Genomic DNA, 17,705 nt, shown 5'->3' with positions numbered 1-17,705 from the left:
CTTTCGGTACATGCCATGCTCAAACGGATCGCCGTCACCGATCTTCGTGTCGGAATGTTCATTCAGGAATTCTGTGGTTCGTGGATGGATCACCCCTTCTGGAAATCCAAGTTCGTCCTCAACTCCGAAAAGGATCTCGCACGCATTCGCGACAGCGCGATCAGCGAACTGTGGATCGACGTCAGCAAGGGGGCTGACGTCGCCGCCGGTGTGCAGGCCGCCACCGAGGCTGAGGTCGAATGCGAGGCACAGGCCCGCCTGCTGGCTGCCATCGAGCCACCCAAGGTCAGGAACCTGTCGATGGAACAGGAGCTGGAGCAGGCGGTCAAGCTGTGCGCGCGCTCCAAGCAGGCAGTGGTGGACATGTTCAGCGATGCACGCATGGGCCAGGCGCTGCAGTTCGATCAGGCCGAGTCGCTGGTGGAGGAGATCTCCCAGTCGGTGATGCGCCACCCCAATGCGCTGATCAGCCTGGCGCGGCTCAAGCACAGCAACGAATACACCTACATGCACTCGGTCGCGGTGTGTGCGCTGATGATCGCGCTGGCCCGTCAGCTCGGCCTGCCCGAGGCGGCCGTGCGCGAGGCGGGGCTGGCAGGCCTGCTGCACGACATCGGCAAGATGGCGGTGCCGCAGGACCTGCTGGACAAGCCCGGCAAGCTCACCGACGGCGAGTTCGCCGCCGTGCGCAAGCACCCGGAGGAGGGCGGCAACATCCTCATCGCCAGCAAGCAGGTCAGCGCGCTGGTGCTGGATGTCTGCCTGCACCACCACGAGAAGATCGACGGCAGTGGCTACCCCCATCGCCTGCAGGGCGAGCAGATCAGCCTGCTGGCGAAGATGGGCGCGGTGTGCGACGTGTACGACGCCATCACCTCGAACCGTCCGTACAAGGCGGGCTGGGACCCGGCGGAGTCGATCCGCAAGATGGCCGAGTGGAAGGGCCACTTCGACGAGCTGGTGTTCCAGGCCTTCGTCAAGACCGTCGGCATCTACCCGGTCGGCGCGCTGGTGCGCCTGCAGAGCGGCCGCCTGGCCGTGGTCATGGAGCAGAACCCCAAGGCGTTGCTGGCGCCCAGGGTCAAGGTGTTCTTCTCGGCCAAGTCGCGCGTGCCGCTGCCGCAGAGCGTCGTCGATCTGAGCAAGATCACCGATCAGGACCGTATCGTCGGGCGCGAGTCCGCCGAGGAGTGGGGCTTCGAGCGCCTCGACGAGCTGTGGACCGGGATGGAGCTGGAAGGCCGTGGGCGCTAGCTGTGTAAACCCAGTACGTTGTTCAGTGGAAGCGGTGCTCTGCTGATCGGGGGCAGGTATCCGAGGCTGGCGTGCAGTCGGTGCCAGTTGTAGTGATGCAGCCAGGGCAGCAGGTGCGCTGCTCGCTGCTGTGAAGTGTCGTAGCTACGGGCATAGGCCCATTCACGCAGGCTCGTTTGGATGAAGCGCTCGGCCTTACCGTTGGTGCGTGGCGTATAGGGCTTGGTACGGATGTGTTTCAGCCTGAGTCGAGCACACAACCGTTGAAACGCCCGGGACCGATAACAGGCGCCGTTGTCTGTCATGACGCGCCGAAAGCAGATGTTCAGCCCGCGGTAGTAGCGCAGTGCTTGCAGCAAGGCCCGGCAGGCGCTGCTGCCGCGCTCATCTGGATGCAGGCTGGTGAACGCCAGTCGGGACGCATCGTCGATAGCCACGTGCATGAACTCCCAGCCGGCGCCGTCGGAGCACTGCTGACGGTCGCCAGTGACTCGATGCCCGGGTTTCCAGAAGCGGCCAAGCTTCTTGATGTCCAAGTGCAGGAGATCGCCAGGATTGGCGTATTCATAACGCACCACCACAGGAGCGGGTTCCAGCTCAGCCAGCCGATGAAAGCCGGCCTGCTTGAGGCGGCGGGCCACGGTACTGACGGCCAGGCCGAGTATCTGAGCGATCTGCCGGTAAGTCTTGCGAGAGCGACGTAGCTCGATCAGTTGCTCGACCAGAGCGATTGCCGTGGCATGGGGGCATGAGTGCGGACGTGATGAACGATCCATCAGGCCAATCTCACCTTCCTCACGAAAGCGTTTGAGCCACTTGTAGGCTGTACGCACACTGACGCCAGCGGCTTGTGCCGCATCTTCGACTCGCAGACCGTTGAGCATGCGCTGCACGAGAAGGGCTCGACCTCGCGGGGTAAGACGGGCATGTTTATGCAGGTTCATCCGGGGCTCCTGGAAGGCTGTGTTGGTCGCGCTTCCAGAATTCCGGGAATGCCCCGGATGAACAACCTACTGAGAGATCACAGCTAGCGCCTGAGGATGTAGCATGCGGTAACGCTTGGCGGGGAACATGGCCCGGGCAGGGCAGTCGTAGATTCGGTCACCGCAAACGAGAGGACCGACCCTTGAAATATGCTCTGCTCCTGCTGGCCGCCGCCATCAGTCTGCCGGCCATGGCCAACCAGCAACCCGATCTCTACGGTCGCTACGAACTGATCAAGCTCCCGGACCTGGGCAAGACCCTCAAGGCCAAGATGGACACGGGCGCCATGACCGCCTCGCTGTCCGCCAAGGACATCGAACCCTTCACCCGCGACGGCCAGGACTGGGTGCGCTTCCGTCTGGCCGTGGACGGTGCCGACGACACCCTGTACGAACATCCGCTGGTGCGCATCGCCGAGATCAAGAAGCGCGCCGAGGAAGGCGGCGAAGCCGGTACGCAGGACGTCGCCTACTCGCAGCGACCGGTGATCGAGATGCCGATCTGCCTGGGCGACGAGGAGCACATCATCGAGATCAACCTGACCGATCGACGTACCTTCAGCTACCCGCTGCTGATCGGCGCCAGCGCCATGCGCGATCTTGGTGCAGCGGTGGACCCGGCCGAGCGATATACCCGCGACCGTCCCCAATGCTGAGTTAATTGTCGCATTTCGGCAAAGGCTGATTCCCATTGGCCATTACACTCATTCGGAGTGCCCTGTAACGACTTCCTCGCGCCAAGGGGCGCCAGGCCTGCTTCTTGCTACCTGCAATCGTTTGCCAGGCCTGTAGGCCCATTAGGTCACTGAGGTGTCGTTATGACGGGAGTACTCAAGCCGGGTGTTCGGCTGCTGCAGCGTTTCAGTTTTGCCCACAAGTTCCAGCTGGTGTTCCTGTTGTTCGCATTGCCGTTGGGCTATGCGCTCTGGGTGATCAGCAGCGATTCCCTCTCGCGCCTGGATTTCGTCGACCGCGAGGTCGAGGGCGCGCAGGCGCTCGAGCGCATGGCCAAGGTGCAGCAGGAACTGATCGCCCAGCGCACCCTGTTCGCCCGCTGGAAGGGTACCGAAGACGCCGCCGAAGGGCAGCTGCGCCAGCGTGAAGCGCAGCTCGATGCAGCGCTGGAGCAGGCGGCCGAGCCGCTGCAGAGCGCGTTGATCAGCGCCCAGGCGCGCGAGCACTTCCAGGCCCTGCAGGGCGAGCGCGACAGCCTGCGTGCGGAGGCGCTGAAAAAGGTGGCGCTGCCCGATGCGCTGGAGCGCTACCAGAAGACCCTGCTGCATCTGATCGCACTGCGCGAGCAGGTGGCGACCGACAGTGCCCTGATTCTCGATCCGAATCTCGACACCTACCTGATGATGGAGCAGATCACCTACATCATGCCGCGCCTGCTCGAGCAGCTCGGCACCTTCGCCGCGCAGGGGCATGGCGCCGTGGTCTCGCAGCATTTCACCCTGCAGAGCCGGGTGCTGATCCGCGACCTGCGCCGCAGTCTGGACGAGCAGCAGGCGCAGCTGGTCAAGGCGCAGACCACCCTGTCACGCGAGGCCCCGCAGGCCATGCGCCAGCTGAGCGGGCCCTTCGACGCCTCGCTCAAGGCCTTCGACGATTTTCTTGCCCAGATCGACCGCGACATGTTCGAGGCCAGCCCCATGGCGCTGACGCCCGAGCAGTTCATCCAGCGTGTCGAAACCCTGCAAGTGCAGCTGCAGGACTTGCAGCAGGCGATCTATCAGCAGTTCTCCGTCAGCCTCGGTGGCTATCGGCAACGGGCGCTGAACACGATGATCGAGGTGGTCGGTGCGTTCGTCCTGCTCACCCTGCTGGCGATGTACGTGATGCTGTGCCTGAACGCTTCGATTCGCATCAGCACCGGCAACATCATCGAAGCCGCGCGTGGCCTGCGTGACGGTGACCTGCGCGTGCGCATGGAAGTGAACGGACGCGACGATCTGGCGGCCATCGCCCAGGCATTGAACATTGCCGTCGAGCAGATGCGCGACTCGCTGCAAGGGGTCAACCGCGAGAGTCAGCAGCTCGACAGCACGGTGCAGCTGCTCGGTGGCCAGGCCCAGCACGCGCTGGACGCCGTCGAACAGCAACAGGCGCAGATGAGCCAGATCGCCACCGCCGCCACGCAGATGGCCGCCACCGCGCAGAGCGTGGCGCAAAGCTGCGAGCAGGCGGCCGTGGAAGCGCAGCAGACCCGCGAGGTGGCGCTGAGCAGCAACCAGCGCAGCGAGCGCACCAGCGCCAGCATGCGCCAGCTCAGCAGCCGCCTGGGCGACAGCGCCGCGGCGTTGCAGGAGCTGCGTGAGCAGACGCAGCAGATCAACCGGGTGGTCGAGGTGATCAAGGGCATCGCCGAACAGACCAACCTGCTGGCGCTCAACGCCGCCATCGAGGCCGCCCGCGCCGGCGAGGCGGGACGCGGGTTCGCCGTGGTCGCCGACGAGGTTCGCTCGTTGTCCAAGCGCACCCAGGACTCGACCCAGGAGATCGCCCAGACCGTGGACAACCTGCAACGCGTGGTCGGCCAGTCGGTCACGCTGATGGAGGACGCCTGCTCCCAGGCCGACGGCGATATCGGCAGCGTGCTGGCCATGGGTGACGAGCTGCAGAACATCGTCGATTCCGTGCAGCGGGTCAGCGACCGCCTGGCGCAGATCGCCACGGCGGCTGAGCAGCAGGCCGCCACGGCCGATGAGGTCAGCGGCAACATCCAGCAGGTCGATCAGGCCGCAGGGCAGTTGCTCGATGGCGCCCAGGCCGTCAGCAGCGCGGCCGAGCAGTTGCGCCGGGGCAGCGAAGGGCTGGCGCAGAATACCGGGCGTTTCAGCCTCGACTGAGGCGGCGCCGGAGCCGGGCCGGAGCGCCAGCCCGGCCCGTTCCTCGCCTGTTCTGGCCGGCCTGAACGGCATTCGGCGATCTTTCGTGTAGTTCCTGAGCTGACCTGGCTGGCCAACTCTGCTAAAAACAATGCAAACCACACGGAGCCCCAGCATGAAAACGGTCGCCGAAGTCCTCAGAACCAAGTCGAACGCCCTTCTTTACAGCATCGATGCCGACGACTCCCTGCTCGATGGCCTGCGCATCATGTCCGAGAAGGGCATCGGCGCCCTGGTGGTGCTGTCTGGCGGGCGGCTGGTGGGCATCGTCAGCGAGCGCGACTACGTGCGCAAGGTGGCCCTGGCCGAGCGCTCCATGCTGGCGGCCAAGGTCAGCGAAATCATGACCCGCGACGTGATCAGCGTCGGCCCGCGCGACAGCCTGCAGCACTGCATGGAGCTGATGACCGAGCGCCGCCTGCGCCACCTGCCGGTGCTGGCCGAGGGCGAGCTGATCGGCCTGCTCTCCATCGGTGACCTGGTCAAGGAAACCATCGCCGAACAGGCCGACCTGATTCGCCAGCTGGAACAGTACATTCGCGGCGAGCACTGAGCCTGCCCGAGCGCGTCGCGGTGCCCCCATCCCATGGCAGTTGCAGCCCGTCAACGGCGTCCCGGCGGGTTGCCCCCGCCTGCGCTTGACGCCCGCCGCCGCCCTCGGCAGTCTCCTGCCGTCGAACCCCAGGTGCAGGACGCCCGATGCCGCAGATACTCATAGTCGAAGACGAAGCCGCGATTGCCGACACCCTGGTCTATGCCCTGCAGGCCGAAGGCTTCACCACTCACTGGTCGAGCCTCGGCAGCGAGGCGCTGAGCCTGCTGGAGAGCGGTCGCTTCGACCTGGCCATCCTCGACGTCGGCCTGCCGGATATCAGCGGCTTCGAGGTGTGCAAACGCCTGCGGCGCTTTTCCGAGGTGCCGGTGATCTTCCTCACCGCGCGCAGTGAAGAGATCGATCGCGTGGTGGGCCTGGAGATCGGCGCCGACGACTATGTGGTCAAGCCCTTCAGCCCGCGCGAGGTGGCCGCCAGGGTCAAGGTCATCCTCAGGCGCATGGTGCCGCGCGAAACCACGGAGAGCGTCGCGCCAGGCGTTTTCCAGATCGACGACGCAGCCTTTCGCATCCACTACCACGGCCAGGCGCTGAGCCTGACCCGCCACGAGTTTCGCCTGTTGCGCACCTTGCTCGGCCAGCCGGGGCGAGTGTTCTCCCGCGAACAGCTGCTCGACGCGCTCGGCGTGCCCAGCGAGGCCGGTTACGAGCGCAACATCGACAGTCACATCAAGAGCCTGCGGGCCAAGCTGCGCAGCGTTGCCGCCACCGAGGAGCCGATCCAGACCCATCGTGGCCTGGGCTACAGTTTCGAGCCGGCGGCCTAGCGCCTTTCCTCGATCTGCCAGGCCCGGTCGAGCGGCGTTGCAGATGCCTTCGGAATGCTCGTTCACCCTTGTAAACTCCGCGTCCTCGGGCGTTTGCATCACCCTTTCCCTCCAGTTCGCGAGACCGTAGAGAGGCTCCTACCATGCCGTTGGGCGTTCGCATCTTCCTCGTCTACTTCCTCTTCGTCGGCCTGGCGGGCTGGTTCGTGCTCAGCACGGTGATGGACGAGATTCGTCCCGGCGTGCGCCAGAGCACCGAGGAGACCCTGGTCGATACCGCCAACCTGCTGGCGGAAATCCTGCGTGACGAGGTCAAGGCCGGTACCCTCGGCCAGGGCCGCCTGCCGGAGGCACTGGAGGCCTATGGCCGGCGCCAGCCGCAGGCGACCATCTGGGGACTGACCAAGGCCGAGGTCAACCACCGCATCTACGTCACCGACGGCCAGGGCATCGTCCTGCTCGACTCAGCGGGCCAGGCGGTCGGTCAGGACTATTCGCGCTGGAACGATGTGCTGCTGACCCTGCGCGGCCAGTACGGTGCCCGTTCCACCCGCGAAGACCCGAACGACCCCGATTCGTCGGTCATGTACGTGGCGGCGCCGATCAAGGATGGCGAGCGGATCATCGGCGTGGTCTCGGTGGCCAAGCCCAACCGCACCCTGCAACCCTACATCGAGCGCTCGCAGAACCGCCTGGCCTGGCTCGGCGCCGGCCTGATCGGCCTCGGTCTGCTGATTGGCGCGGCGCTGTCCTGGTGGCTCAGCGCCGCACTGGGTAAGCTGACGCGCTATGCCCAGGCGGTCAGCGAGGGGCAGCGCGCCGAGGCGCCGCAGGTGCGGGGTGGCGAACTGGGGCAACTGGCCGTGGCAGTCGAACGCATGCGCACCGAGCTGGAGGGCAAGGCCTACGTCGAGCGCTACGTGCACACCCTGACGCATGAGCTGAAGAGCCCGCTGGCCGCCATCCGGGGCGCCGCCGAACTGCTCGAGGGCGACATGCCGGTGGAGCAGCGCCAGCGCTTCGTGGCCAATATCCAGCAGGAAAGCGCACGTCTGCAGAACCTCATCGAACGCTTGCTGCATCTGGCCCAGGTGGAGCAGCGCCAGGGGCTGGAGGAGCGCGTGACGGTCGCGCTGGGGGCTCTGGTCGACGAGCTGCTGCAGGCACAGCAGGCACGTATCACCGCCGCCGGTCTGCGGGTCGAAGAGGCGCTGCCGGCGGGCCTCAGCCTGCGGGGCGAGCGCTTCCTGTTGCGTCAGGCGCTGGCCAACCTGCTGGACAATGCCCTGGACTTCACGCCACCCGGCGGGCGCATCCGTATCGCCGCCGAACGCCGGGGCGACGGTGTCGTGCTGCGCCTGTTCAACCAGGGCGAAGCCATCCCCGATTACGCGCTGGCACGCCTGACCGAACGCTTCTACTCCCTGCCGCGCCCCAATGGCGGGCGCAAGAGCACGGGGCTTGGCCTCAACTTCGTCCAGGAGGTGGCCGAACTGCATGGCGGCGAGCTGCAGGTCGGTAACGTCGAGGGGGGCGTAGAAGTACGCCTGACGCTGCCCACATAGGATGGGTAGCGCAACGCGAACCCCATCATCTGTTGGTTTCCAATTTTCGCTGCGCTCAAGCCAGGCAGGGTGGACAAGCTTCGCGTTGTCCACCCTACGCGACTGAAGCGTCTCCCACGGGACGGTGCCTGACAGCGCCCGCATGCAACCTGCTTCGCTACTGACGACATCCGGTCTGCCAGCGCTGCAGTGTCGCGCCCCTCGACCCCGGATGGCGCGTGGAGCGATTCGTTCAACGACCGATGACTGACGCGGTTCGCCGCTGATGTGTCCTGCTTGTTTGAATAAATATCTATTTATTCGATTCATTACTTCGTTTATTTGCGCTGTTCAATCGATTTCATGCGAGTAGCATAGGTTCCGTACTCACTTTCCAGCCTCATCCAGGAGCCTGATCATGAAAAAGCAAATCCTCGCCAGCCTCGTTATCGCCGCACTTTCCGCCAGCGCTTTCGCCGCGCCGCAGATTTCTGTTCAGTCCGTCGCTGCCCCTGTCGTCGCTGCAGACGGCGCTGACCGCGTGGGTGCGGACCGAGTGGCCGAAGGGGGCGCCGAGCGCACCCTCGAGCGCTTTCGTGTCGCCGAGGGCGGCGCCGAGCGCGTAGGCGTCAACCGCATTGCAGAAGGCGGGGCCGAACGTACTCTCGAGCGCTTCCGTGTCGCTGAAGATGGCGCTGATCGCGTCGGTGCTGATCGTGTCGCCGAGGGCGGTGCCGAGCGCGTAGGTGTCAATCGCATTGCAGAAGGCGGGGCCGAGCGCACTCTCGAGCGCTTTCGTGTCGCCGAAGATGGCGCTGATCGCGTCGGTGCCAATCGTGTCGCTGAGGGCGGTGCCGAGCGAGTGGGCGCCAGTCGCACTGCCTGATCGACGCTTCACTGCGCTTCGACTGAAGGCGCCCATCCGGGCGCCTTCGTCGTGTATCGATAGCGCCCACGTTCTGCGTGGGCGCTATCCAGGGTTTGCTGTAGTGCCATGGCCTCGCCTGCCGGTCCCTTCAGATGGCCTGGCCCAGCGCGAAAACGGGCAGGTACATCGCCAGGATCATGACGACGCTGGCCAGCGTCAGGCCGATGACGCCCGTCAGGCAGGCGGCCAATGGCCGGCGTTCGGCCTTGGGCCAGAACAGGAACGCCGCGATCACCAATATCGGCAGCACCCAGAGCCACAGGTGGTAACTCAGGGCGAGCTGCGTCATCAGCGGTAGTTGGGCCCCGAAACTGTCGAAGACCTGCTGAAACGAAGGGATGACCAGCATCGGTAGCGCTGCTGCAACAAAGGCACAGATCAGTCCCACGATCAGGCGGATGGCCATGGTGGCGCTGCCACCCTGATCCGACCCGCCTTCGAGGGTCGACTGAGGGGGTTGGTATGGATTGGTCATAGGGCCATGGTGTCTGGGGAGGGGGAGGGTTCGATGAGCGAAGCGACTCAGGTGTCAGGCGTTTCAACGCCGTTCGTCATTCAGGAGTCTTCCGCTTCGGGTGCTCGGAAAGCCTTGCTGTAGTAACCCGACTGATCGAAGCAGCAGACCCGTTTCTTGCCGGATGCCAGCATGTCGCAAGCATCGGCAATGCGCTTTTCGCGCGTCTTGAGCTGCTTGGCTGACGTGATCCAGTGTATCCAGTCTACGCGCGCGATGGTCGTCGTGGCGTTCCACACTTCACAGGCTCGAGGGATGGCTGCCAGTGCCACCTGCAGATCCGCCGGGATCTCGGGTTCGGGTTCACTGGCGACAGGTGCGAGCTCCAGTGTCACGACATCCCCGGCGGCTGCGCCTGCGGCTTCCTGCAGGGCGCTGCTGACCTGCAGCCAATGGCTCAGTTGGCCATCCGGCTCAAGGGTCGCCTGGAACGGGTGGCCATTGAGCCTGCCGGCAACGGTCGTCCTGCCGCGTCTTGGCAGCTGTTCGCTGGCTTCCCTCGGCAGTACCACGAACGTCCATGACCTGTCGTCGGCAGGCTTTGCCGGGCGCAGAAGCCTTGCTTCGAAGCGGCATTTCACATCGGCTGTCGTCACGGCAAACCCTCCGTTCAGTACGCCTGGCCATGGATGCACGCGCAACGGCGCACAGGCTGCGGGCGGTCTCGATGGATGACCTTCCGGGTCATGCTGGAAATCCTTCTCTGGTTCGCCGTCTGTGGCGAGGCGCTGGAGTGTCTGGAGGTTATACCGCATGTCGGATAGCTGTTGGGAGGCCATGATCCCGCGCTGAGCTTCCGCCCGCCGGAGCGCGCCGCCATGATCGCGGACGCATCCGCTGTTACGGATCGGCTTGCGGTTCCAGCGTATGGGCTTGTCGCGGCAAACGCAGCAGGTCGACCTGCCACCAGGTCGGCAGCAGGCGACGGACTTCCGGGCGGGCGAAGCGGTCGTCGATCAGGTAGAGCACGCCCTGGTCTTGCGGTGTGCGGATCACCCGGCCGGCGGCCTGCACCACCTTCTGCAAACCGGGGTAGAGGTAGGTGTAGTCGTAGCCGTTGCCGAACAGGGCGTCCATGCGCTGGCGGATTTCCTCGTTGATCGGGTTGAGCTGCGCCAGGCCGAGCGTGGCGACGAAGGCGCCGATCAGGCGTTCGCCGGGCAGATCCACCCCTTCGCCGAAGACGCCGCCGAGCACGGCGAAGCCGATACCGCGACCGCCGACCTGGAAGCGTTCGATGAAGCCCTGGCGCGCCGCTTCGTCCATCTGCCGTGACTGCGTCCACAGCGGAATCTGCGGGTGATCGCGGCGCAGTTGCTGCAGCACCTGCTCCAGGTACTGATAGCTGCTGAAGAAGGCCAGGTAGTTGCCGGGGCGTTCGCTGTACTGGCGCGCCATCAGCTGGCAGATCGGTGTCAGCGAGGCATCGCGGTGCTGGTAGCGGGTCGACAGGTTGCGCACCACCTGCACGTGCAGCTGTTCGGCGCTGAATGGCGAGGCGACGTCCAGGCACTGGGTCTCGATCGGCAGGCCGAGCAGGTCAAGGTAGTAGTGGCTGGGGCTGAGGGTGGCTGAGAACAGCGTGGCGCTGTGCGCCTCTTCGAAGCGCGGGCCGAGGAAGGGCGCCGGCAGGATATTGCGGATGCACAGCGTGGAATGGCTACGTCCGTTGCCGGCCTCTTCGCGGTTGATGTCGAACAGTGAGTGCGGGCCGAAGCTTTCCGCCAGGCGGCAGAACAGCATGGCGTCGAGGTAGAAGCTGAGCAGTTCACCGGCATTGCCTTCGGGCTGGTCGGTGAGCAGGTCGGTGATGGCGCTGACCGCCTTGCCCAGCGCGGCGAGCAGCAGGTCCGGCGCCAGCGGATAGACCTGGTAGGGGACCTGCTGTTCACGGTGCAGCTGGTCCCAGTGGCGGTCGACCCGTTCCAGCACGCTCCTCAGGCGTTTCGGTGCGTCGCGGCACATGGCCTTGAAGCGCGCCTGATCCAGTTCGGCGCTGTACATGCCGCGCCCGCGCTCGACCAGGTTGTGCGCCTCGTCCACCAGCAGGCAGACGCGCCACTGGTTGACCAGGGTGAGGCTGTGCAGCAGGGCGCCGAGGTCGAAGTAGTAGTTGTAGTCGCACACCACCACATCGCTCCAGCGGCACAGCTCCTGGCTCAGGTAGTAGGGGCAGACGCCATGGGCGATGGCGATGTTGCGCACCGCCTGCTGATCCAGCCAGCGCTCCTTGAGCGCCGCGTTGCGTGCTGCCGGCAGGCGGTCGTAGAAGCCCTTGGCCAATGGGCAGGAGTCGCCGTGGCAGGCCTTGCTCGGGTGCTCGCAGGCCTTGTCGCGGGCCACGTGTTCCAGCACGCGCAGTGGCGTGTCCGGCTCGCGCAGGCGCTGCAGGGCATCCAGCGCCAGGCGTCGGCCCGGTGTCTTCGCACTGAGGAAGAACAGGCGGTCGAGCTGCTGGCCGGGCATGGCCTTGAGCTGCGGGAACAGGGTGCCGAGGGTCTTGCCGATGCCGGTGGTGGCCTGGGCCAGCAGGTAGTGGCCGTCGCGTGCTGCGCGGTACACGGCCTCGGCCAGTTGCCGCTGGCCGTGGCGGAATTCGCCGTAGGGGAAACTCAAGGCCTCCAGCGCCTGGTTGCGCGCCTGCTGGTGGGCCTGTTCCTGCCGCGCCCAGGTAATGTAGCGGCGGCAGTGCAGGGCGAAGAATTCACCCAGCGACGCGGCGCTGTGGCGCTCGCGGAACACCGTCTCCTGCTGGGTGATGACGTTGAAGTAGACCACCGCCAGGTCCAGCTCGTCGCAGCCCAGCTCCTGGCACAACAGCCAGCCATAGATCTTCACCTGTGCCCAGTGCAGCAGGCGGTGGTTGGCGGGGATGCGCGAGATGTCGCCTCGGTGGGTCTTGATCTCCTCCAGCAGACGAAACTCGGGGTCGAAGCCGTCGGCGCGACCACTGACTGTCAGCCCTTCGAACTCGCCGATCAGTGGCAACTCGGACACGTAATCCGGGCTGCGCCGGGCCACCACCGTGGCGTGCCCGGCCATGCCCTCCTGGGCCGTCGGCGAGGGGGTGAAACGCAGGTCGAGATCACCTTCCTTGGCGGTGAACTCGCACAGCTCGCGCACGGCGACGCGCAGGTTCAATCGAGCCACTCCACGTAGCAGACGCTGACCGGCATGCCGTGCTCGGCGCAGAACGCCAGCCAGCGCTTCTGGTTGTCCTGCAGGCGGTCGCCGGGGCCCTTCACCTCGATCATCCGGTAGCGTCCCTCGCGGGGCCAGAACTGGATCAGGTCGGGCATGCCGGCGCGGTTCTCGCGAATATCGGCCAGCAGGCGGCGGAACCAGGCGGCCAGGTGCGCTGGCGGCAGGCAGGCCAGCGCCTGCTCCAGGCGCTCGGCATCGAGCAGCTCCCAGAACACGAACGGTGACTGGATGCCGAATTTCTCGGCATGGGTGCGGCGCATGGCGTCGCGATAGCTGCCGTCATCCAGGCGCGCCAGGCAGGCGGCGAACAGCTCGCTGCGCCGGGTGTGGAAGTCGGCGCGGTGCAGATCGACCGGGCCGGTATGGAAGGGATGGAAGAAGGCACCGGGCAGCGGGGCGAAGATCGCCTCCCAGCAGAGCAGGCCGAACAGCCCGCAGATCAGCGTGTTCTCCACGTAATGCACTGGTGCATCGGGCGCGGCCAGGTGCGCGGCCACGGCCAGCTCGACGCTGGCGGCGCGCGGCAGGCGCAGGTCGAGACGATCCTCAACGAGCTTCGCCGCCTTGGGCGCCGCCGGCAGGCCGAGGCGCTTGCGCAGGCGGGTGCGTGCGCGTTCGGCCAGTTGCGCTTCCTCGGCGTTGAGCGGCGCTTCGAGCACCTGCTCGACCAGGGCCAGCGCCTCGACATCCTGGCCCAGGCGTTCCAGCACGCGAATCTGCCGTTGCCGCGAGCCGAGTGCGCGGGTGTCGCGATACAGCGTCAGCGCCGAGTCCAGTTCGCCCGCGCGTTCCAGATGCTGCGCCAGTTGCAGCAGCAGGCGCTGGTGACGTTCGTTGATATGCGCGCTGTCGCTGACAAAGTCGCCGAGCTGCTGCAGCACCTCGGGCACCGTCACGCCTGCTTCGAAGGCCTCGCGGCAGAGGCGCAGGTGGAGGTAGTCGTCGACGTCCTGACGGCTGCGAAAACCGCGTGAGCCGGGGGTGATCGGCACCTGCTCGTACCGGAATATCCCCAGGTCGGCCAACACGAACTCCGACCAGTCCTGTGCCAGGTTGCCGAAGAACATCAGCCGCAGGCGGTCGCACAGCGGGCCGATGGCCAGGCTCAACAGGCGCTCGTCCAGCCGTGGGCACCAATCGGCCAGGCTGCGCGGTTCCGTGTGCAGCGCGCGCAGGTGTTCGAGCAATTCGCTCTTCCTCAGGCTGCCGCCGGGCAGGTCGTCGGCGAAGTGCGTGGCCAGCTCATCCTTGAGCAGCAGGGCGCCCAGCTCGTCGAAGGTCAGCGCTGCATGCTCGATCAGCCAGCCCGACGCCAGCAGCGCGCCAGCCGCAGTGGCGATGTCGCCGATCTCCGCATAGCGCAGCTTGCTGGCGCGAAAGTGCACGCCCTTGCGCATGACCAGGCGCACCAGCAGCGCCTGGGACGGCAGCGGCAGCTGGAGAAAGTTCGCGACGAAGGCCAGCTCGGCGTCGTCCATCAGGTCGCGATGATGGGTGTCGAGCCAGTCGAGGGCCTTGCGGAAGTTGGCCAGGTAATAGAGTTCGGGGGCGTCGAGGTTGAGCATGGTGCGAAGTCTTACTGGTTTTTTATACAGATGCCAGTGCCGTTCACCCGCTGCAGTGCCTGAGCAGACGGAAGGCGGGGCGCCTGAGTCGTGCCTAAGAGGTGAGCCTATCTAGCTGATCGGAAAGAGGTTTTTCAGCTATCGATGGCGTCGATTGTCACTATCCCGAGATGTCCCTTTTGCCGTTCCGGGGCGTGCGTAACATGACAACCGTACCCAGTTGCTCACCCCTTCTCAGGAGAACGAACATGAAAAAGCAGATCCTCGCCAGCCTTGTCCTCGCCGCCCTGTCCGCCAGTGCCTTCGCCCTGCCGCAGGTAACCGCCGCGCAATCCACCGCCCCTGTCGTCGCTGAAGATGGCGCCGATCGCGTCGGTGCGAACCGCGTTGCCGAAGGCGGTGCCGAACGTACGCTGGAGCGTTTCCGCGTAGCCGAAGATGGCGCCGATCGCGTTGGTGCGAACCGCGTTGCCGAAGGTGGTGCCGAGCGTACGCTGGAGCGTTTCCGCGTAGCCGAAGATGGTGCCGATCGCGTCGGTGCGAACCGCGTCGCCGAAGACGGTGCCGACCGCGTAGGTGCCAGCCGTATCAGCTGATCCGGTCATCCATCACGCGGGAGCAGTCTCATGCCGCACAGCCGTTAGCAAGGGCGCCCTCGACCGGCGCCCTTTCTGTTTCCCACATTCTCCACACAATCTCCACGCTCGCCCCATACCCCCGCCACCCAGGCTGCCCAGACTCTGCCGTACCTTCACTCGCTACGGAGAGCCGTACCATGAGCCGTACCCTGGGCTTCAAGCTGGGCGCCATCGCCCTGCTGATTCTGCTGTTGATGATTCCCCTGTTGATGATCGATGGCCTGGTCGACGAGCGCCAGGGCCTGCGCCATGACGTGTTGCAGGACATCGCGCGCAGCTCCAGCTATCGCCAGCAGGTCACCGGGCCGATTCTGGTCGTGCCTTACATCAAGACCACTCACGAGTGGAAAACCAACAAGACCACCGGCGAACGCTACACCGAGGAGCGTCAGCAACGCGGACGCCTGTACTTCCTGCCGGAGCGCTTCGTGCTCGAAGGGCAGGTCGGCACCGAGCTGCGGGCGCGGGGCATCTACCAGGCGCGCCTGTACCACAGCGACAGCCAGGTCAGTGGCCAGTTCCGCCTGCCGGCGCGCCTGGGCCTGGGCGACGACCTCGGCTTCTACCGCTTCGAGAAACCTTTCCTCTCGGTCGGCATCAGCGACATTCGCGGTATCAGCAATGACCTGCAGCTGCGCCTCAATGGCCAGACCCTGAGCTTCGCACCCGGCAGCGGCGACGACAGTTTCGGCGCGGGCGTGCATGCACCGATCCCCGCACTCGACCCGCAGGGTGGGCAGAGCCTGGAGTTCGCCTTCGACCTCAAGCTGCAGGGCACCGAGCAGTTGTCGATCGTGCCGGTCGGGCGTGACAGCCGGGTCAAGCTGAGCTCCGACTGGCCGCACCCGAGTTTCGTCGGCGAGTACCTGCCGAACCGTCGCAGCATCGACGCCAAGGGCTTCACGGCCGAATGGCAGACCAGCTTCTTCGCCACCAACCTGGAGGAGGCGCTGCGTGACTGCGTGGTGGGCGAGCGCTGCCAGGCGCTGTTCGGCCGCCACTTCGGCGTCAGCTTCGTCGACCCCGTCGACCAGTACCTGAAGACCGACCGGGCGATCAAATACGCGCTGCTGTTCATTGCCCTGACCTTCGCGGCGTTCTTCCTCTTCGAAGTGCTCAAGCGCCTCGCCGTGCACCCGGTGCAGTACGCCCTGGTGGGGCTGTCGCTGGCGCTGTTCTACCTGTTGCTGCTGTCGCTCTCCGAGCACCTGCCTTTCGCACTGGCCTATGGCCTTTCCGCCACGGCCTGCGTCGGCCTGATCGGCTTCTACGTCAGCCACGTGCTGCACAGCTGGCAACGTGGCATGGGCTTTGGTGCCCTGCTGGCGGCGCTCTACGGGATGCTCTACGGCCTGCTCAGCGCCGAGGATTACGCCCTGCTGATGGGCTCGCTGCTGGTCTTTGGCGTGCTCGGCAGCGTGATGGTACTGACCCGCAAACTGGACTGGTATGGCGTCGGCCGCGCGGCCCCACAAGCCTGAATCATATGGCGCGGCAGTGGCCGCGCCGCTTCTCTGGAGGTGATCCCATGCGTCTTCTCATGCAGTTTTCCGCGTGCCTGGGCCTTGGCCTGGTGGTGGCCGTGATGATTCTGATCGGTCTGATGTTCGTTGGCTGGTTCGACGTCATCGATGGTCTGCTGATGACTGGCAAGCCCCTCGCCAGCCTGAGCCTGATAGTGTTACCGGAGGGCTTCTGGAGTTCGTTGACGGGGGTGCAGGACGCCGCGAACAACAGCTCGCTGCGTTCCTTTCTGGCGCTGTGTGCCGCCCTGGGCCAGGTCGGCCTGATCCTGGCGCTGGGTTTCATGCGCCTGTGGTACCGCGCATGAGCGGGCATATCGGTTTGCGTGAGGAGGCGCGTGCCGGGCATCTGCTGGCACGACGCATCGCCTGGCTGTTTCGCGATGCCCGTCATGGGCGGTGGTGCTGCGCTGACGTAGACTCGCGGCGGGATGAACAGGAGGTGTTCAGGGATGACATTCAGACTCGCCGTGGGCCTGGCCGGCCTGCTGACCGCCAGCGTGGCGCTGGCCGATGACTGCTCGGCGCAACTGCCTGGCTGGCTGGAACAGGCGCACCCGGGCCAGGCTGGCGGAATCTGGCTGCAGGATGAGCGCGGGGCCTATCGGGTGGATGCCCAGCAGAGCATCTGCAAGGTCTGGCCGGCGCGGCCGCACCTGACCCTGGTCGCCGTGCCGCTGCTGCGCGAGGAGCATGACGACCATGGCCAGAGCGACCTCGAAGTCCTGCTGCTCGATAGTGCCAGGCAAGATGTCGTGGCGCGCCTGATCGAACCCAACCGGCTGGATTGGGATGCGATATTCGTCGATGGCATCGAGTTCGACACCGCCCCTTATCGTCTGCGTGCGCAGGACCTGGCCTTCGGTGTCCGCATCAAGCGGCGCAACGGATCAGCCCCCAATCCCTTCCACGAAACCGAACTCAACCTGTACGAGCTGGATGGACAGCACCTCAGGTCGGTGTTGAGCGAGCTGGTGGTGCAGCGCTCGGGAGGGGAGTGGGATACCCACTGCGCCGGAGAGTTCAGCGAATCCACGGGCGTGGTGATCATCACCGAGCGCGTCGGGCATGCCGGCTATCGTGACCTGCAGCTCAGGATGAGCGCTATCCACAGCCGCTCCGCGGAGGTCGCCGGCGACTGTCAGACGGTCGAGCGCAGCACCCAGCGCTCCCGATACACCATCGAATACGGTGACGAGCGCTATCTGCTGCCGATCGAGCTGTCGCCGCTCTGAGCGGCCACCCCACTCTCGCACGATCTGCGCGAGGTTTTGCAAAACAGCG

The 17,705-nt window shown here is 65.6% G+C and carries 16 protein-coding genes; 10 read left to right on the top strand and 6 right to left on the bottom strand.

Going from position 1 to position 17,705, the window contains the following annotated elements:
• Positions 1 to 15 precede the first annotated feature (15 nt).
• Entirely contained in the window at positions 16 to 1,254 is a 1,239-nt protein-coding gene (locus JLK41_RS22505; RefSeq protein ID WP_037056302.1) for an HD-GYP domain-containing protein, read from the top strand.
• On the opposite strand, the gene JLK41_RS22500 is transcribed toward JLK41_RS22505, so the two are convergent.
• A complete protein-coding gene (locus tag JLK41_RS22500) occupies positions 1,251 to 2,198 on the bottom strand; it encodes an IS481 family transposase (RefSeq protein WP_210389071.1) in 948 nt (315 codons plus the stop codon). The two genes, JLK41_RS22505 and JLK41_RS22500, sit on opposite strands and share 4 nt — an antisense overlap.
• A 182-nt stretch (positions 2,199 to 2,380) precedes the next feature.
• Here JLK41_RS22500 and rloA2 point away from each other — a divergent pair, with 182 nt between their 5' ends.
• The 5 genes from rloA2 to creC all read left to right on the top strand — a co-directional run bounded on the left by rloA2 (position 2,381) and on the right by creC (position 8,070).
• Positions 2,381 to 2,893: a retropepsin-like aspartic peptidase RloA2 gene (rloA2, locus tag JLK41_RS22495; protein ID WP_047591850.1), complete on the top strand. Its 513-nt coding sequence runs from the start codon at positions 2,381 to 2,383 to the stop codon at positions 2,891 to 2,893.
• A gap of 162 nt (positions 2,894 to 3,055) precedes the next feature.
• On the top strand, positions 3,056 to 5,086 hold the full coding sequence (locus tag JLK41_RS22490; RefSeq protein ID WP_210389875.1) for a methyl-accepting chemotaxis protein: 2,031 nt from the start codon (positions 3,056 to 3,058) through the stop codon (positions 5,084 to 5,086).
• 154 nt (positions 5,087 to 5,240) lie between these two features.
• A complete protein-coding gene (locus JLK41_RS22485; protein WP_037056309.1) occupies positions 5,241 to 5,678 on the top strand; it encodes a CBS domain-containing protein in 438 nt (145 codons plus the stop codon).
• Positions 5,679 to 5,824: 146 nt separating this feature from the next.
• Complete coding sequence (gene creB / locus JLK41_RS22480; protein ID WP_037056312.1) at positions 5,825 to 6,505, top strand: two-component system response regulator CreB; 681 nt, start codon at positions 5,825 to 5,827, stop codon at positions 6,503 to 6,505.
• A gap of 143 nt (positions 6,506 to 6,648) precedes the next feature.
• Complete coding sequence (gene creC / locus JLK41_RS22475; RefSeq protein ID WP_210389873.1) at positions 6,649 to 8,070, top strand: two-component system sensor histidine kinase CreC; 1,422 nt, start codon at positions 6,649 to 6,651, stop codon at positions 8,068 to 8,070.
• A gap of 379 nt (positions 8,071 to 8,449) precedes the next feature.
• Here the strand turns inward: creC and JLK41_RS25590 are convergent, their stop codons facing one another.
• The 5 genes from JLK41_RS25590 to JLK41_RS22450 all read right to left on the bottom strand — a co-directional run bounded on the left by JLK41_RS25590 (position 8,450) and on the right by JLK41_RS22450 (position 14,260).
• Positions 8,450 to 8,971: a hypothetical protein gene (locus JLK41_RS25590; RefSeq protein WP_210389871.1), complete on the bottom strand. Its 522-nt coding sequence runs from the start codon at positions 8,969 to 8,971 to the stop codon at positions 8,450 to 8,452.
• A 94-nt stretch (positions 8,972 to 9,065) separates the two neighbouring features.
• A complete protein-coding gene (locus JLK41_RS22465; protein ID WP_210389869.1) occupies positions 9,066 to 9,383 on the bottom strand; it encodes a hypothetical protein in 318 nt (105 codons plus the stop codon).
• Between the two features lie 149 nt (positions 9,384 to 9,532).
• The gene (locus tag JLK41_RS22460; protein ID WP_210389867.1) at positions 9,533 to 10,087 is read right to left on the bottom strand and encodes a YdeI/OmpD-associated family protein; all 555 of its coding nucleotides are present in this window, start codon (positions 10,085 to 10,087) and stop codon (positions 9,533 to 9,535) included.
• Between the two features lie 244 nt (positions 10,088 to 10,331).
• Complete coding sequence (locus JLK41_RS22455; protein WP_210389865.1) at positions 10,332 to 12,632, bottom strand: ATP-dependent DNA helicase; 2,301 nt, start codon at positions 12,630 to 12,632, stop codon at positions 10,332 to 10,334.
• On the bottom strand, positions 12,629 to 14,260 hold the full coding sequence (locus tag JLK41_RS22450) for a VRR-NUC domain-containing protein (protein ID WP_210389864.1): 1,632 nt from the start codon (positions 14,258 to 14,260) through the stop codon (positions 12,629 to 12,631). Before JLK41_RS22450 ends, JLK41_RS22455 begins: the two co-directional genes overlap by 4 nt.
• Positions 14,261 to 14,508: 248 nt before the next feature.
• Between JLK41_RS22450 and JLK41_RS22445 the strand changes: the two genes are divergently transcribed.
• From JLK41_RS22445 to JLK41_RS22430, 4 genes are all read left to right on the top strand, one after another.
• The gene (locus tag JLK41_RS22445) at positions 14,509 to 14,856 is read left to right on the top strand and encodes a phage infection protein (RefSeq protein ID WP_210389862.1); all 348 of its coding nucleotides are present in this window, start codon (positions 14,509 to 14,511) and stop codon (positions 14,854 to 14,856) included.
• 179 nt (positions 14,857 to 15,035) lie between these two features.
• A complete protein-coding gene (creD, locus tag JLK41_RS22440) occupies positions 15,036 to 16,379 on the top strand; it encodes a cell envelope integrity protein CreD (protein WP_047591870.1) in 1,344 nt (447 codons plus the stop codon).
• Positions 16,380 to 16,426: 47 nt separating this feature from the next.
• Positions 16,427 to 16,729, top strand: coding sequence for a hypothetical protein (locus tag JLK41_RS22435; protein WP_210389861.1), 303 nt, complete (start codon positions 16,427 to 16,429; stop codon positions 16,727 to 16,729).
• A 144-nt stretch (positions 16,730 to 16,873) separates the two neighbouring features.
• Positions 16,874 to 17,656: a PA3715 family protein gene (locus JLK41_RS22430; RefSeq protein WP_210389859.1), complete on the top strand. Its 783-nt coding sequence runs from the start codon at positions 16,874 to 16,876 to the stop codon at positions 17,654 to 17,656.
• Positions 17,657 to 17,705: the final 49 nt, after the last annotated feature.

It is taken from the genome of Ectopseudomonas khazarica, from assembly GCF_017915135.1.
In the GTDB taxonomy this organism is placed as follows: domain Bacteria; phylum Pseudomonadota; class Gammaproteobacteria; order Pseudomonadales; family Pseudomonadaceae; genus Aquipseudomonas; species Aquipseudomonas khazarica.
The sequence above is the reverse complement of the archived record's forward strand: the minus strand, read 5'-3'. Positions and strand labels throughout refer to the sequence as shown.

What these genes read in the sequence shown, in the direction of transcription:
- JLK41_RS22505 (WP_037056302.1), top strand. Translation starts at nt 16, where the DNA reads ATGCTCAAACGGATCGCCGTCACCGATCTTCGTGTCGGAATGTTCATT.
- JLK41_RS22500 (WP_210389071.1), bottom strand. Translation starts at nt 2,198, where the DNA reads ATGAACCTGCATAAACATGCCCGTCTTACCCCGCGAGGTCGAGCCCTT.
- JLK41_RS22490 (WP_210389875.1), top strand. Translation starts at nt 3,056, where the DNA reads ATGACGGGAGTACTCAAGCCGGGTGTTCGGCTGCTGCAGCGTTTCAGT.
- JLK41_RS22485 (WP_037056309.1), top strand. Translation starts at nt 5,241, where the DNA reads ATGAAAACGGTCGCCGAAGTCCTCAGAACCAAGTCGAACGCCCTTCTT.
- creB (WP_037056312.1), top strand. Translation starts at nt 5,825, where the DNA reads ATGCCGCAGATACTCATAGTCGAAGACGAAGCCGCGATTGCCGACACC.
- creC (WP_210389873.1), top strand. Translation starts at nt 6,649, where the DNA reads ATGCCGTTGGGCGTTCGCATCTTCCTCGTCTACTTCCTCTTCGTCGGC.
- JLK41_RS25590 (WP_210389871.1), bottom strand. Translation starts at nt 8,971, where the DNA reads ATGGGCGCCTTCAGTCGAAGCGCAGTGAAGCGTCGATCAGGCAGTGCG.
- JLK41_RS22465 (WP_210389869.1), bottom strand. Translation starts at nt 9,383, where the DNA reads ATGGCCATCCGCCTGATCGTGGGACTGATCTGTGCCTTTGTTGCAGCA.
- JLK41_RS22450 (WP_210389864.1), bottom strand. Translation starts at nt 14,260, where the DNA reads ATGCTCAACCTCGACGCCCCCGAACTCTATTACCTGGCCAACTTCCGC.
- JLK41_RS22445 (WP_210389862.1), top strand. Translation starts at nt 14,509, where the DNA reads ATGAAAAAGCAGATCCTCGCCAGCCTTGTCCTCGCCGCCCTGTCCGCC.
- creD (WP_047591870.1), top strand. Translation starts at nt 15,036, where the DNA reads ATGAGCCGTACCCTGGGCTTCAAGCTGGGCGCCATCGCCCTGCTGATT.
- JLK41_RS22435 (WP_210389861.1), top strand. Translation starts at nt 16,427, where the DNA reads ATGCGTCTTCTCATGCAGTTTTCCGCGTGCCTGGGCCTTGGCCTGGTG.
- JLK41_RS22430 (WP_210389859.1), top strand. Translation starts at nt 16,874, where the DNA reads ATGACATTCAGACTCGCCGTGGGCCTGGCCGGCCTGCTGACCGCCAGC.